The following is a 14,065-nucleotide window of genomic DNA, read 5'->3' on the forward strand; positions in this document are numbered from 1 at the left end:
AAACATTTTAAGAATTAATCACAAATTTAAGCGAAAAATATTGCACGATTTACATTACTTTTTAGTAATTTTGCGGTCGAAAAAGAAAAAAGCACTCAGAAGGAGCGCTGAAGGTTCAGTCAAAACTTTTCAACAGAAATTATAAACAATTTAAAATATATTGTAGTTATGGAATTTTTAAGTAATGACAAGCTTTTGATCGTCGGTGCCGGCGGTATGATTGGTTCTAACATGGTACAGAGCGCTTTGATGCTCGGCCTCACTCCCAACATTTGTCTTTATGACATCTATGAGCCAGGTGTTCATGGTGTTTTCGACGAAATCCAGCAGTGCGCATTCCCAGGCGTTAACGTAACTTATACAGTAAATCCTGAGGAGGCTTTCACTGGTGCCAAATATATCATTTCTTCTGGTGGTGCTCCTCGTAAGGAAGGTATGACCCGTGAGGATCTTTTGAAGGGCAACTGCAAGATCGCTGCTGAATTCGGTGACAACATCAAGAAGTTCTGCCCAGACGTAGAGCACGTTGTTGTTATCTTCAACCCTGCTGACGTAACAGCCCTCACTGCACTTATCCACTCTGGTTTGAAACCAAACCAGCTCACATCTCTCGCAGCCCTCGACTCTACTCGTTTGCAGCAGGCTTTGGCTCTCGAGTTCGGTGTACAGCAGGATAAGGTAACAGGTGCACACACTTATGGTGGTCACGGTGAGCAGATGGCAGTATTTGCTTCTCAGGTAAAGGTAGACGGCAAGCCATTGTCAGAGATGGGTCTTTCAGCTGAGCGCTGGGAGGAGATCAAGCACCACACAGTACAGGGTGGTTCCAACATCATCAAGCTCCGTGGCCGTTCTTCATTCCAGAGTCCTGCCTACAATGCTGTCAAGATGATCGAGGCTGCCATGGGTGGTGAGAAGTTCACATTGCCTGCAGGTTGCTATGTAAATCATGACAAGCTCGGCTTCAAGAACGTAATGATGGCAATGCCTACTACTATCGACAAGACTGGTGTTCACTTCACAGAGCCTACAGGTACTGCGGAGGAGATCGCTGCCTTGAACAAGTCTTATGAGCACCTCTGCAAGATGCGCGACGAGATCGTTGAGTTGGGCATCGTTCCTGCAGTAGATGAGTGGAAAGAGATGAATCCAAACTTGTAATTCTTCTCTCGTAGAAAGATTATAAGATAAAATAAAAGGCTGAATTGTGAGAGTCTAATTCTTGCAATTCAGCCTTTTCATTTTATCTACCTTTAGCCACGATGTACTTCTTCCGCCACCATATCATGCTTTACATTATCAGCATAATATTTCGGAAGAGGCTTGCTCATCGCATAAAGATATTCTGGTTCAAAACCGATTTCATTATTCCAATCGATCGTAAATGGATCAAGGGTAAAATGACGAAAATACTCTTTATCTGCCAACATTTTAAGCATACCCCTACCCGATGTAACAAGTTCGCTAAAATCAAGCAATCTTGTCTCACCATTGCTAAACTCAGCAACTATACTATAATCACCGACATAGCTTGCACTCTTTATCGTCAAAATATCATCCATGTTATTCCAAAGGTTTAATTTTATTAGGAGACTTGAACTCTCGTAAGAGTTCCCAATTCTCCATCAACTCTCGTTTGTGCAAGTCCAACCACTCATACACAAGGGTCAAGGCTCTTCTGGGAATCGAACCTTTGACGATACCTTCCTCTATGGTAACAATTGCTTTGTAATCATTGTACCACACATGGAAATGTGGCGGATTATGCTCACTCACATACATATAAATAACTATCCCATAAAAATGACTTATCTCTGGCATATTTTTGTATTTTAATTTTGATAAGGCAAAGATACGTTTTCATTTCCTATTTTCCAAGAGTTTTGCAAAATATTTCTTCAAAATATATTTTCTATAATATCAGAGCATATACGTGCAGATTTTCCAACTGTCACTGTCACCGTCACCACTTATAAGCAATAAAGTTACATCTTTCCGTAAAAATGATAATCACATTTTGGCATTATTTTTGTAACTTTGCAACCGAAATGGAAAAGATTTCTTTCCTGACAGATAATAGCATATATATAATAAGGTATAGAAAAAAAAATGAAAAAGATAGAAAACAAGACTTTCGGAGGCGAACGACCTCTATTCGGCGCACACGACATCTGCATAGAGGGAATCACCATAATCGATGGCGAATCGGGCATCAAGTGTTGCAACAATATAGAATGCCACAACTCCAAGTTCTATGGCAAATATCCATGGTGGCATGTAGACGGATCACTTATCACCAACTGCTATTTTGCACCCGAGAGCCGTTCGGCAATATGGTATTCCGACAATATGGTAATGAAAGACTGTACCATTGACGGCCCTAAGTTCTTCCGCGAAATGAAGAATCTCGAATTAGAGAACGTATCCATCAATGATGCCGACGAGACATTCTGGAAGATAGACGGTCTGAAACTGATAAACGTTAAGTTGCACAATGGCACCTACCCCTTCATGTTCTCAAAGAACATCTATGTAGACGGCCTGGAAAGCGACTCTAAATATGTATTCCAATACTGCCACAACGTAGAGGTACACCACGCACATATCACAACCAAGGACAGTTTCTGGGAATGTGAGAATGTGTCGGTTTATGACTCTGAGCTCAACGGCGAATACCTTGCCTGGCACAGCAAGAACATCAAGTTGGTGCGTTGTCATATCAGTGGAGAGCAACCACTCTGCTACATGGACCATGTGACATTGGAGGATTGCACCTTCGACCCAGGATGCGACCGTGCCTTTGAGGACTGTTCCAACATCGATGCACACATTAAAGGGGCTATTACCAATATCAAGAACCCCATCTCGGGCAGAATAGAAGCAGACGGAATAGGAAGCATCACCTATACAGAATTCGCCAAAGCACCCAAAGAAGCATGCAAAATCATTGACAAGTCAAAGTAAAAAGGAAGGAAACTGAATTATGAAATACAATTTTGATGAAATTATAGACCGCCGTGGCACCAACTCCTACAAATGGGACTTGGTGAAAGAAGAAGGCGTAATACCCATGTGGGTGGCGGATATGGATTTCCAGACAGCCCCTTGCGTCATCGAAGCCCTGCAGAAGCGTGTGGCTCACGGCATCTTCGGTTACACCCTTGTTCCCGACTCTTACTACGAGGCCATCATCAGCTGGTTCTCGCGTCGCCACCAGTGGAACATACAGAAAGACTGGATTCTCTACACATCAGGCGTAGTGCCAGCCATCTCTTGCTGTCTGAAAGCAATCTGTATGCCAGGCGAGCAAGTGTTGGTACAAACCCCAGTGTACAACTGCTTCTTCTCTTGCATCAGAAACAGCGGTTGCGAAGTGATAGAAAATGAGTTGAAACGTGTCGGCAACTGCACCTACGAAATCGACTTCGAAGACTTCGAACGCAAGTGCGCCGACGAGAAGACGACAGCCTTCCTGCTCTGCAACCCTCACAATCCGGCAGGACGTGTATGGAAGAAAGAGGAACTGGAACGCATGAGCAACATCTGCCAAAAGCATGGTGTAAAGGTAATCGCCGACGAAATACACTGCGAGCTTATCATGCCTGGCTATCAGTACACACCCTTTGCCAGCATCAACGAGGCTTGCCGCGACAACTGCGTGGTATTGAATTCTCCATCAAAGTCCTTCAATATCGCCGGCCTGCAGATTGCCAACATTATTTGTCCTGACGCATCATTGCGCCGCCGCATCGACCGAGCCATCAACATCAACGAGGTTTGCGATGTCAATCCATTTGGCGTGATTGCCCTCCAGGCAGCCTATAACGAGGGAGAGGAATGGCTCGACGAACTCAATCAATACCTTTACGAAAATTACCAGGCAGTGAAAGAGTTCTTCAATACAGAGTTGCCACAGGTTCGCGTTACCCGACTGGAGGGAACCTACCTTGTATGGCTCGACATACTGCCATTCGAGCTGTCAAGCGACGAAGCTTACGAGAAACTAATGAACGACGGTAAGGTATTCGTCAACAGCGGAACGATGTATGGCAGAAAGGCAGGACAAGGTTACTTGCGCCTCAATATCGCGTGTCCACGTCAGACCTTAATGCAGGGACTGATTCGCATCGCATGTATTCTGAGTCAGTATATGGACGAAGAAGACTTGAGCGGTTGCCCTGCATAATGTTAGAAACAGAAACATATATAAACAGAAAGTTCTTTCAAAATCAAATCAATATGGAAAATGATGTTTTAAAAGCTATAAAAGAGAGAAGAAGCATTCGCCGGTTCAAGGCAGACCAGATAACCGACGAGGAGTTGAAGACAGTATTGGAGGCTGGCACTTGGGCCGCAACAGGACATGGCACCCAGAAGCCATTTATCGTTGCCGTACAGAACACGGAAACATGCGCCCAACTGCGCAAGATGAACGCAGAGGTGATGGGAGTGGAGAGCGACCCCTACTATGGCGCACCTACCATTGTCATCGTCCTGGCCCCCTGCGACGAGGTGAACAGCGTGAAAGACGGAAGCCTCATCCTTGGCAACATGATGCTTGCCGCCCACTCCATCGGGCTTGCCTCATGCTGGATAAACCGTGAGGACGCGATGTTTGCCAGCGAGGAAGGCAAGCAGTTGATGAAGGAATGGAACCTGCCCGAGGGACTGATGGGCATCGGTGCATTGGCCCTCGGCTATGCTTCCGCTCACCCTCACACCGTAAAGCCTCGCAAGGAAGATTATTATCGCATCATCAAGTAAAGCGACAATCACAAAAAACATATAGAAGGATAGCCTCAGCACAGAAGCTATCCTTTTTGGTTATTTGAAAAGTACGATAATAGACCCTTGTGGATGTTAATTCTGCCTAAAAATCACCGAAATATTTGGTAATAATCTAAGTTAGGTGTATATTTGCAGCAAAATTAATCTAAGTTAGGTGTATATTTTCACAAATAATAATCTAAGTTAGGTGTATTTTTGAGCAAACAATAATCTAAGTTAGGTGAAATTATGAGACGAAAAGTATATGAACAACTCTTAAAATGGAAAGAAGAACAGCATGGAGAAAGTGCAGTTCTTATCAACGGTGTTCGACGTGTCGGCAAGAGCTATATAGTGAAAGAATTTGCCCAGAAAGAATACAAAAGCTACATTCTTTTGGATTTCAACAAAGTAAGTTCCAACATCAAAGCATTATTCGAAGATTATTTGGACGACTTGGATACATTCTTCATGTATCTAAGCAGTTATACCAACACCCCACTTTATCCACGAGAGTCTATCATCATCTTTGATGAGGTTCAACTTTTCCCTCGTGCACGCACAGCCATCAAATATTTGGTAGAAGACGGAAGGTATGATTACATCGAAACAGGTTCGCTCGTCTCTATCAAGAAGAATGTGGAAAACATCATGATTCCATCCGAAGAAGATGAAATTCTCATGTATCCTATGGACTTCGAAGAGTTTCTTTGGGCTCTTGGCAATGAAACACTCATGCCTCTTATCTGCATGAACTTTGAGAAAAAGCACGAGATGGGGCAAATGATGCACCGCAAGGCAATGAACTATTTCAGGCAATATCTTATCGTCGGTGGTATGCCACAAGCCGTGGCAAAATTCGTGGAAACGCGAGATTTCAACAAAGTTGACCATGTGAAGCGACAGATACTGACCCTCTACCGCAATGACATACAGAAATATGCATCTACCCATGTATCGAAAGTAACCAAGATTTTCGATACCATCCCTTCTCAACTCCAAAAGCATGAGAAGAAATTTATGTTGAAGGCACTGACCGAAGGGGCAAGAATGAGGGATTATGAAACCGCTTTCTTTTGGTTAAGTGACGCCATGATTGTAAACATGGCTTACAATACGACCGAGCCAAACATAGGTTTGGGCATGAACACCGACGACACAACTCTCAAATGTTATATGTCTGACACAGGGCTGCTCATTAGCCATGCTTTCAACGAGAAAGCCATCGTATCAGAAAGCCTTTACAACAAACTTCTCACTGACAAGTTGGAGTTCAATAGTGGCATGGTTATAGAGAACATCGTCGCCCAAATGTTGCGTTCGGCTGGGCATAACCTATTCTTCTTCTCCAAATACAGCAAGGAGGCAGAGGACAGAATGGAGATTGATTTCCTCATAGCCAAGGACACTATCACCACGAAGCACAACATTTCACCTATCGAAGTGAAATCAACCAACAGATACACGTTGACCTCTCTCAAGAAGTGTATCGCCAAATACGGAAATTATCTATCCACCCCTTACGTCATCCATACGGCTGACTTAAAAATTGAAGATGGAATCACCTATTTGCCGCTGTATATGACAGGGATGCTGTAAAAAGCATCCCTGTCATAATATAAAAAGAGGTTATACAAGCACTAATCCTTGACAACATCTCCTCCCTTGACATACGAAAGAACCAAACGGCGAACCACGGCATGGATGTCGTCTTGAGGGAACTTTTGGCGATATTTCTCCGTGAGGTCTTCACAGAAATACATTTTACTGCCAACCAAGGAAGCAGGAACATCTTGCTTTATAAACACATCGTATGTTGCGATTGCCTTGCCATCCCCTGTGGCAATAGGCACTATATCCCACTTATACCAACTACCAGAAATTCCTGAGCCCACAGAAAACAACTTATAGTTTTCTTTCCATTCTGCATTATCCACCAAAATCATACGATAGCTGTAAAAAGAAGTCTCGTTCTTGGTGTCCTGCACATTTAATGTATACGTTGCAGCAAGAGCTGAAGAAACTTTTCTAATAAGAATTTGATACTTTTTAGCCCCACCGAAAGGAGGATTTTCCGTCAAGTCTTGCTCTATTTTCTCTTTAATTTGTGGTGCATCCACTACAAATTCCACTTCCCCTGTATGATTGTAAATAGACTCCGATGGTTGAGATGGATTTGGGTAAACACATTTCCTGTCATCATCACCATCATTCTTGTCGCACGCACAGAACGCAAGGGGCGACAAGCAGAGTAAGATTGATATTTTTAATAACTGTTACATACGTTTTTTCTCCTATAATCAACTATGACTTTTGCGTGGTATGACACCACTTTTTGACGGCACAAAGATAAGACTTTTATTTGAATAAAACAAGAAAATATGGTGGTAAGTATTTATTTTTTACGACTTACCGCCATACTTCAAGCACTTTCCATCATACAAACAAAAGACAAAGCGCTGACGCTGACACTGACAGTCCAATTTTCCGAGCCTTATCCAAGAGAGTAAAAGAGTGTTAATTATTTTTTATATTTATATATATAATTATATATATAAATATAAACTTCTACCCTTACCCTTTTTACCCTGCGGAAAATTGGACTGTCAGTGTCAGCGTCAGCGAATACCATCTTTTTTCTTACAGAGAGGCGACCATATGAAACGCACGGCTGCCTCATGTCTTAGGAGATGATACCGTATGAAACGTACGGTATCAACTCATAAGATAACGAGGCGTAAAATTTAGTTTTCTTCATCACAAAACTATGAGTTGCAGAAAACAGCCCCTTCACGCACACTGAAATTTGGTGGTTACAGAAAAAAGCAGTACTTTTGCAACCGTAATTACAAAAATACTGCTTTGTGAAAAGCACCTCGATTCTTTGCGAAAAAGAACCATCCCGCTTTGTGAAAAGCACCGCTCTTGTGAAAGAGTTTAAAGCTCCACTTTAGACAGAACCTTATCGGTAGCACCCGAAAGACTCGCTACGAAAGCACCAGCCTTGTCACCGGCCTGCTTCAGGAAAGCCTCATCATTCATCATAGAATTCATCAAGCCCTCAAAACTCTCATAGTTCTGAATCTCAAAACCACCACCCGACTTGAGCAAGCCCTGGGCTTCCTGGAACTTCTTGTTGTTAGGGCCAAAGATGACCGGCATATTCCATACTGCAGCCTCCAAAGTATTATGAATACCAACACCGAAGCCTCCACCTACATAAGCCACATCACCATAATGGTACATGCTGCTCAGCAATCCGAAACAGTCGATGATCAGCACGTCAGCCTGAGCTGCTTCCTCGGGAGTGGTCTGTGTGTAGCGCACCACCTTTTTGTCCTTTATCAGAGAAAGAATCTGACGCAGATGATCCTCGCCTATGACATGAGGAGCTATCAGCAGACGCCAGTCCTTATGCTCATTGAAGAACGGAATGAATATCTCCTCATCTGGAGGCCAGGAACTGCCTGCCACAAAAACCTTATAGTCATCTTTAGCAGGGATTTCTCCAGCAGCCGAAGCCTCTGCAACCTGTCCCTTGCGGAAAGCATCACATATAGGCAACTGCTTGGCAGCCTCCTTGATCTGGAGCACACGGTCAAAACGGGTATCTCCCACCACGTCGACAGCAGTTATGCCAATACTTTCGAGCAGGCGCTTGCTTTCCTCGTTCTGCACGAAGAAACGGGTGAAGCACTTCAGTACTCCGGCATAGCTCCTGCCATACCACTTGAAGAACACCTGGTCCTCGCGGAAGATGCTGCTCACACTGTAGGTAGGAATATTGCGATGCTTCAGAATGTGAAGGAAGTTTGACCAGAATTCATACTTGATGAAGAAAGCCATCACCGGGCGCACCAGACGCAGGAAACGAATGGCATTCAATCGAGTATCCACCGGCATATAACAGATAATGTCGGCTCCCTCGTAGTTCTTGCGCACCTCATAGCCCGATGGCGAATAGAAGGTAAGCAATATCTTGTACTGAGGGAAATCCCTGCGAATACGTTCCATGAGGGGACGCCCCTGCTCGAACTCGCCGAGCGAGGCTGCATGAAACCACACATACTGAGCCGTAGGGTCTACCTTCTGCTTGAGCAGTCTGAATGCTTCACGCTCGCCACGCCACATCTTGCGCACCTTATGGTCGAAAAGGCTCGCAATGGCTATGCCCCAGAGGACCAAATAAATGACTACGTTGTAAATCATGATACCGGTAGTTTGATTGACACTTTATCCTAACACTTCGATGGCCTTGCGCAAGCGCTTCAGGGTTTCCTCCTTGCCAAGGAAGGCTGAGATGTCGAACATGCCTGGGCCCTTGCCCTCGCCAACGAGTGTGAGACGGAATGCGTTCATCACGTCGCCAAGCTTATAGCCCTTATCCTCTACCCATTTCATCACGACAGGCTCCTGTCCCTCGATAGAGAAATCATCGATACCCTCGAGCACCTCAGCAAGCTCGGTCATCTGCTGAGCCGAATACTCCTTCCAGCGCTTCTTGGCTGTCTTGGCATCGTACTCGGTTGGTGGAATAAAGAAGAAAGAGCAAAGAGGCCACAACTCATAGACGAAGTTCACACGGTCCTTCATCATGTGCACAACCTGCTTCACACGATCCATCGTTTCCTCCACACCATTGTTGGCAACGATAGGGGCAAAGAGATTGGCTATTTCGTCATCGCTCTTCATCAGTATATACTCATGGTTGAACCAAATACCCTTCTTGAAGTCAAACTTGGCACCAGCCTTCGAACAACGTGAGATATCGAAAGCCTTCACCAACTCATCGAGCGAGAAGATTTCCTGTTCTGTACCAGGATTCCATCCCAACAGAGCCAGGAAGTTGACCACTGCCTCGGGGAAGTAACCACTCTCGCGATAGCCTGATGACACCTCGCCGGTCTTGGGATCGTGCCACTCCAATGGGAACACAGGGAAACCCAAACGGTCGCCATCACGCTTGCTCAGTTTACCCTTACCCTCTGGCTTGAGCAACAAAGGAAGATGGGCAAAACGTGGCATAGTGTCTTCCCAGCCAAAAGCCTTATAGAGCAACACATGCAAGGGAGCACTTGGCAGCCACTCCTCACCACGAATCACGTGGGAAATCTCCATCAGATGATCGTCCACGATGTTGGCAAGATGATATGTTGGCAACTCGTCTGCGCTCTTATAGAGCACCTTGTCGTCCAAGATATCACTCATCACCTTCACATCTCCTCGTATCATATCGTTGACATGAATCTCCTCGCCGGGCTCAATCTTGAAGCGCACGGTATACTGCTTGCCGTCTGCAATGAGCTGGTCAACCTCCTCCTTGGAAAGAGTGAGCGAGTTGCGCATCTGCATACGGGTATGGGCATCATACTGGAAGTTCTGTATCTCGGCACGCTTTGCCTCAAGCTCCTCGGGAGTATCGAAAGCGATATAAGCCTTACCCGCATCGAGCAACTGCTGCACATATTTCTTATAGATGTCGCGGCGCTCACTCTGGCGGTAAGGACCATGCTCTCCACCAAAGCTTACACCCTCGTCAAACTTGATACCGAGCCATTTGAATGACTCCAGGATATACTCCTCAGCTCCTGGCACAAAACGATGTGAGTCAGTATCCTCAATACGGAACACAAGCTCACCACCATGCTGGCGAGCAAACAAATAATTATATAAGGCAGTACGAACACCGCCAATGTGCAATGCACCCGTAGGACTGGGGGCAAAACGCACTCTTACTTTTCTATCAGTCATGTCTGAAAATAGCTATTTTTTAAATTTTCTGCAAAATTACACTTTTTTTTGCGATTTTAGCAGTTTTTTTTCGTATTTTCGCAGAGTAATCTAAAAATAGTGGTATAAAATGAGCATATTCAACAACACAGAAGAGAATTACTGGCGAAATCTCGCCACCAAGACCGTACTCGTATGTATCACCGTAGCCATCATCGTGTGGTTCCTGCCACGCAACGAGGGCAGAATGTATCGCTACGATGTGGGAAAGCCATGGATGTATGGATCGGTCATTGCCAAGTTCGACTTCCCTATCTACAAAACAGACGAGGCCATCAAGCACGAACAGGATTCCCTGCTCAAGCACTTCCAGCCTTACTACAGTCTCAACCCGCTTATCGAGAAAAAGCAGGTGGAGCGATTCCTGCACGACTACGAGCAGGGCATCAACGGTCTGCCCAAAGAATATGTGGGCATCGTGGCAAGACAGATGCAGGAAATATACCAGATGGGCATCATCAACACCAACGAATACAACAACATCTTCAAGGACTCCACCAGCATGATACGATTCGTGAGTGGTAAAAATGCCAAGAGTCTCAAGGTGAGCAGTTTCTACTCCACCATAGCCGCCTACGAGCACATCTTTGCCAACGAGAAACTCGCAGCCCAGCGAGCCATCCTCTCACGGTGCAACCTCAACAACTATATAGAGGCCAATATCGTGTACGATAAAGAGAAGAGCGATGCCGAGAAAAACGATCTGCTGAGCAGCATTCCTTTGGCAAGTGGCATGGTGATGAGCGGACAGAAAATCATCGACCGTGGAGAAATCGTCAACGATTACACTTGCCGTGTGCTCAACTCTTTCGATAAGGAGATGAAGCGCAGAAGCTCCACTCAAGATGAAATCATGACCACCTTCATCGGCCAGATTCTCTTCGTGCTGATACTCGTCATGATGTTCACCTCCTACCTCACGCTCTTCCGCAAAGACTACTTCGAGAAGCCACGAAGCCTCACCATGCTCTACACGATGATCACCCTCTTCCCTATCCTCGTGTCGATGATGATGAAGCACAACTTCTTCTCGGTCTATATCATCCCCTTTGCCATGGCTGCCATCTTCGTCAGGGTGTTTATGGATTCCCGAACGGCATTCATCACCCATGTCACGATGATTCTTATCTGTGCCGCAGCAGTAAAGTATCAGTACGAGTTCATCATCGTGCAGTTAGCATCGGGACTGGTGGCCATCTACTCGCTCCGCGAACTGTCCAAGCGATCGCAGATATTCATCACAGCCATACTCGTCACCATATCGAGTTGCATCGTCTACTTAGCACTTCAGCTCATGCAGGACAACCAGATGTTCAACATCGACCCGAGCATGTACACCTATTTTATTATCAACGGCATCTTCCTGCTGCTCTCCTACCCGATGATGTACCTCATCGAGAAGATGTTTGGATTCATCTCCAACGTGACACTCTTCGAGCTTTCCAACACCAACAAGGGACTGCTCCGAAACCTGAGCGAGATAGCTCCTGGCACCTTCCAGCATTCCATCACCGTAGGAAACCTGGCTGCCGAAATTGCCAACCGTATTCATGCCAACAGTCTGCTGGTACGTACCGGTGCGCTCTATCATGACATCGGCAAGATGACCAATCCAGTATTCTTTACCGAAAACCAGGCTGGTGTCAATCCTCACGACCAACTCTCCGACCTGGAGAGCGCACAAATCATCATCAGCCACGTTACGGAAGGACTGAAGCTTGCCGAGAAATTCAATCTGCCAGGCATCATCAAGGATTTCATCTCTACCCACCACGGCACAGGACTCACCAAGTATTTCTATATTAATTATTGTAACGAGCACCCCGACGAGCAGGTGGACAAGGAGATGTTCCAGTATCCTGGTCCTAACCCCTTCACCCGCGAGCAGGCCATCCTGATGATGGCAGACACCGTGGAGGCAGCCTCGCGCTCACTCAATGAATACACAGAGGAGAGTATCAGCACGCTCACCAACAAGTTGATAGACAGTCAGGTGGCAGACGGTTTCTTCAGGGAGTGTCCTATCACCTTCCGCGACATAGCCTTGGCCAAGTCTGTACTCATCGAACGACTGAAATCCATCTACCACACCAGGATTTCCTATCCACACCTGAACAAGTAATATTTTTGCATAAAAGAAACGAGGGTGCGTCATCACTCAATGACGCACCCTCACTCTTTTCATCTCGATTTATCAATTAAGATTTTTTACTTCACAACAACCTTCCTCACAGTTCCGTCGCTATACTTCACGATGTTCAAGCCCTTAACAGGAACAGCCAATCGCTGACCATTTAGAGAATAGCGAGATACCTCCTCAACATCAGTAGAGGTTGTAGTCTTGTCGATACCTGTTGCATCGAATTCTACTATATTCTCAAAGTAGCCAAATTCAGAGAGCCTGTAATTATCATAAGTTCCCTTAGGTACATAAAGTGTACATTTCCTGGAAGCACAACCTCCGAATGCATAACGACCTATTCTTGGTACTTTCTCTGCATATACATATATACTCGTTAATCCGCTACAGTAAGAGAATGCGAACTCGCCTATTGAAGTAATACCAGCAGGAAGGGTTAAACTCGTTAATCTGCTACAGCCAGAGAATGCGTACTTGTCTATTGAGGTAATACCAGCAGGAAGGGTTAAACTCGTTAATCCGCTACAGCCAGAGAATGCGTACTCGCCTATTGAAGTAATACCAGCAGGAAGGGTTAAACTCGTTAATCCGCTACAGCCATAGAATGTGTCATCGCCTATTGAGGTAATACCAGCAGGAAGGGTTAAACTCGTTAATCCGCTACAGCCATAGAATGCGCGACTGCCTATTGAGGTAATACCAGCAGGAAGGGTTAAACTCGTTAATCCGCTACAGTCCAGGAATGCGTACTTGTCTATTGAGGTAATACCAGCAGGAAGGGTTAAACTCGTTAATCCGCTACAGTATGAGAATGCGTACTCGCCTATTGAAGTAATACCAGCAGGAAGGGTTAAACTCGTTAATCCGCTACAGTTAGAGAATGTGCTCTCGCCTATCTCGGTAATACCAGCAGGAAGGGTTAAACTCGTTAATCCGCTACAGCCATAGAATGCGTACTCGCCTATTGAAGTAATACCAGCAGGAAGGGTTAAACTCGTTAATCCGCTACAGCCATAGAATGTGTCATCGCCTATTGAGGTAATACCAGCAGGAAGGGTTAAACTCGTTAATCCGCTACAGCCATAGAATGCGTACTCGCCTATTGAAGTAATACCAGCAGGAAGGGTTAAACTCGTTAATCCGCTACAGCCATAGAATGTGTCATCGCCTATTGAGGTAATACCAGCAGGAAGGGTTAAACTCGTTAATCCGCTACAGCCATAGAATGCGTACTCGCCTATTGAAGTAATACCAGCAGGAAGGGTTAAACTCGTTAATCCGCTACAGCCATAGAATGTGTCATCGCCTATTGAGGTAATACCAGCAGGAAGGGTTAAACTCGTTAATCCGCTACAGCCATAGAAAATA

12 protein-coding genes are annotated in these 14,065 nt (G+C 45.3%); 6 read left to right on the forward strand and 6 right to left on the reverse strand.

The genetic code is table 11. The annotated features are described in order from the left end of the window. The first annotated feature begins 168 nt into the window (after positions 1–168). Complete coding sequence (locus tag F7D20_RS06550) at positions 169–1,161, forward strand: malate dehydrogenase (protein ID WP_158463339.1); 993 nt, start codon at positions 169–171, stop codon at positions 1,159–1,161. Positions 1,162–1,253: 92 nt separating this feature from the next. Here F7D20_RS06550 and F7D20_RS06555 read toward each other — a convergent pair whose 3' ends face one another. Together F7D20_RS06555 and F7D20_RS06560 are read right to left on the reverse strand one after the other, a co-directional pair. Next, positions 1,254–1,562: a DUF2442 domain-containing protein gene (locus F7D20_RS06555; RefSeq protein ID WP_158463340.1), complete on the reverse strand. Its 309-nt coding sequence runs from the start codon at positions 1,560–1,562 to the stop codon at positions 1,254–1,256. Between the two features lies 1 nt (position 1,563). Continuing rightward, entirely contained in the window at positions 1,564–1,821 is a 258-nt protein-coding gene (locus F7D20_RS06560; RefSeq protein ID WP_022251322.1) for a DUF4160 domain-containing protein, read from the reverse strand. Between the two features lie 288 nt (positions 1,822–2,109). Here F7D20_RS06560 and F7D20_RS06565 point away from each other — a divergent pair, with 288 nt between their 5' ends. From F7D20_RS06565 to F7D20_RS06580, 4 genes are all read left to right on the forward strand, one after another. Next, a complete protein-coding gene (locus F7D20_RS06565; protein ID WP_158463341.1) occupies positions 2,110–2,964 on the forward strand; it encodes a DUF3737 family protein in 855 nt (284 codons plus the stop codon). A gap of 16 nt (positions 2,965–2,980) precedes the next feature. Then, positions 2,981–4,186 carry a MalY/PatB family protein gene (locus F7D20_RS06570; RefSeq protein ID WP_367383915.1) on the forward strand — a complete coding sequence of 402 codons (1,206 nt, stop codon included), beginning with the start codon at positions 2,981–2,983 and terminating at the stop codon, positions 4,184–4,186. Positions 4,187–4,239: 53 nt separating this feature from the next. Further along, the gene (locus F7D20_RS06575; protein WP_158463343.1) at positions 4,240–4,764 is read left to right on the forward strand and encodes a nitroreductase family protein; all 525 of its coding nucleotides are present in this window, start codon (positions 4,240–4,242) and stop codon (positions 4,762–4,764) included. 252 nt (positions 4,765–5,016) lie between these two features. Further along, on the forward strand, positions 5,017–6,366 hold the full coding sequence (locus tag F7D20_RS06580) for an ATP-binding protein (protein ID WP_022251318.1): 1,350 nt from the start codon (positions 5,017–5,019) through the stop codon (positions 6,364–6,366). A gap of 41 nt (positions 6,367–6,407) precedes the next feature. Here the strand turns inward: F7D20_RS06580 and F7D20_RS06585 are convergent, their stop codons facing one another. The 3 genes from F7D20_RS06585 to gltX form a co-directional block, all read right to left on the reverse strand. After that, on the reverse strand, positions 6,408–6,899 hold the full coding sequence (locus F7D20_RS06585; protein ID WP_158463344.1) for a hypothetical protein: 492 nt from the start codon (positions 6,897–6,899) through the stop codon (positions 6,408–6,410). Positions 6,900–7,704: 805 nt separating this feature from the next. Next, positions 7,705–8,973 (reverse strand): 3-deoxy-D-manno-octulosonic acid transferase, encoded by a 1,269-nt coding sequence (locus tag F7D20_RS06590; protein WP_367383916.1) that lies wholly within the window; start codon positions 8,971–8,973, stop codon positions 7,705–7,707. 27 nt (positions 8,974–9,000) lie between these two features. Next, positions 9,001–10,518, reverse strand: a complete 1,518-nt coding sequence (gene gltX / locus F7D20_RS06595; RefSeq protein WP_158463346.1) for a glutamate--tRNA ligase — start codon at positions 10,516–10,518, stop codon at positions 9,001–9,003. Positions 10,519–10,627: 109 nt separating this feature from the next. Here gltX and F7D20_RS06600 point away from each other — a divergent pair, with 109 nt between their 5' ends. Further along, positions 10,628–12,679, forward strand: coding sequence for an HD family phosphohydrolase (locus tag F7D20_RS06600; RefSeq protein WP_158463347.1), 2,052 nt, complete (start codon positions 10,628–10,630; stop codon positions 12,677–12,679). A gap of 86 nt (positions 12,680–12,765) precedes the next feature. Here the strand turns inward: F7D20_RS06600 and F7D20_RS06605 are convergent. Beyond that, positions 12,766–14,065: leucine-rich repeat domain-containing protein (locus tag F7D20_RS06605; protein ID WP_158463348.1), on the reverse strand; the 1,300-nt coding region annotated here is incomplete at its 5' end.

Source organism: Segatella copri (assembly GCF_009495355.1).
Taxonomy (GTDB): domain Bacteria; phylum Bacteroidota; class Bacteroidia; order Bacteroidales; family Bacteroidaceae; genus Prevotella.

Coding starts and splice junctions, on each gene's coding strand:
- F7D20_RS06550 (WP_158463339.1), top strand. CDS start 169: ATGGAATTTTTAAGTAATGACAAGCTTTTGATCGTCGGTGCCGGCGGT.
- F7D20_RS06555 (WP_158463340.1), bottom strand. CDS start 1,562: ATGGATGATATTTTGACGATAAAGAGTGCAAGCTATGTCGGTGATTAT.
- F7D20_RS06560 (WP_022251322.1), bottom strand. CDS start 1,821: ATGCCAGAGATAAGTCATTTTTATGGGATAGTTATTTATATGTATGTG.
- F7D20_RS06565 (WP_158463341.1), top strand. CDS start 2,110: ATGAAAAAGATAGAAAACAAGACTTTCGGAGGCGAACGACCTCTATTC.
- F7D20_RS06575 (WP_158463343.1), top strand. CDS start 4,240: ATGGAAAATGATGTTTTAAAAGCTATAAAAGAGAGAAGAAGCATTCGC.
- F7D20_RS06580 (WP_022251318.1), top strand. CDS start 5,017: ATGAGACGAAAAGTATATGAACAACTCTTAAAATGGAAAGAAGAACAG.
- gltX (WP_158463346.1), bottom strand. CDS start 10,518: ATGACTGATAGAAAAGTAAGAGTGCGTTTTGCCCCCAGTCCTACGGGT.
- F7D20_RS06600 (WP_158463347.1), top strand. CDS start 10,628: ATGAGCATATTCAACAACACAGAAGAGAATTACTGGCGAAATCTCGCC.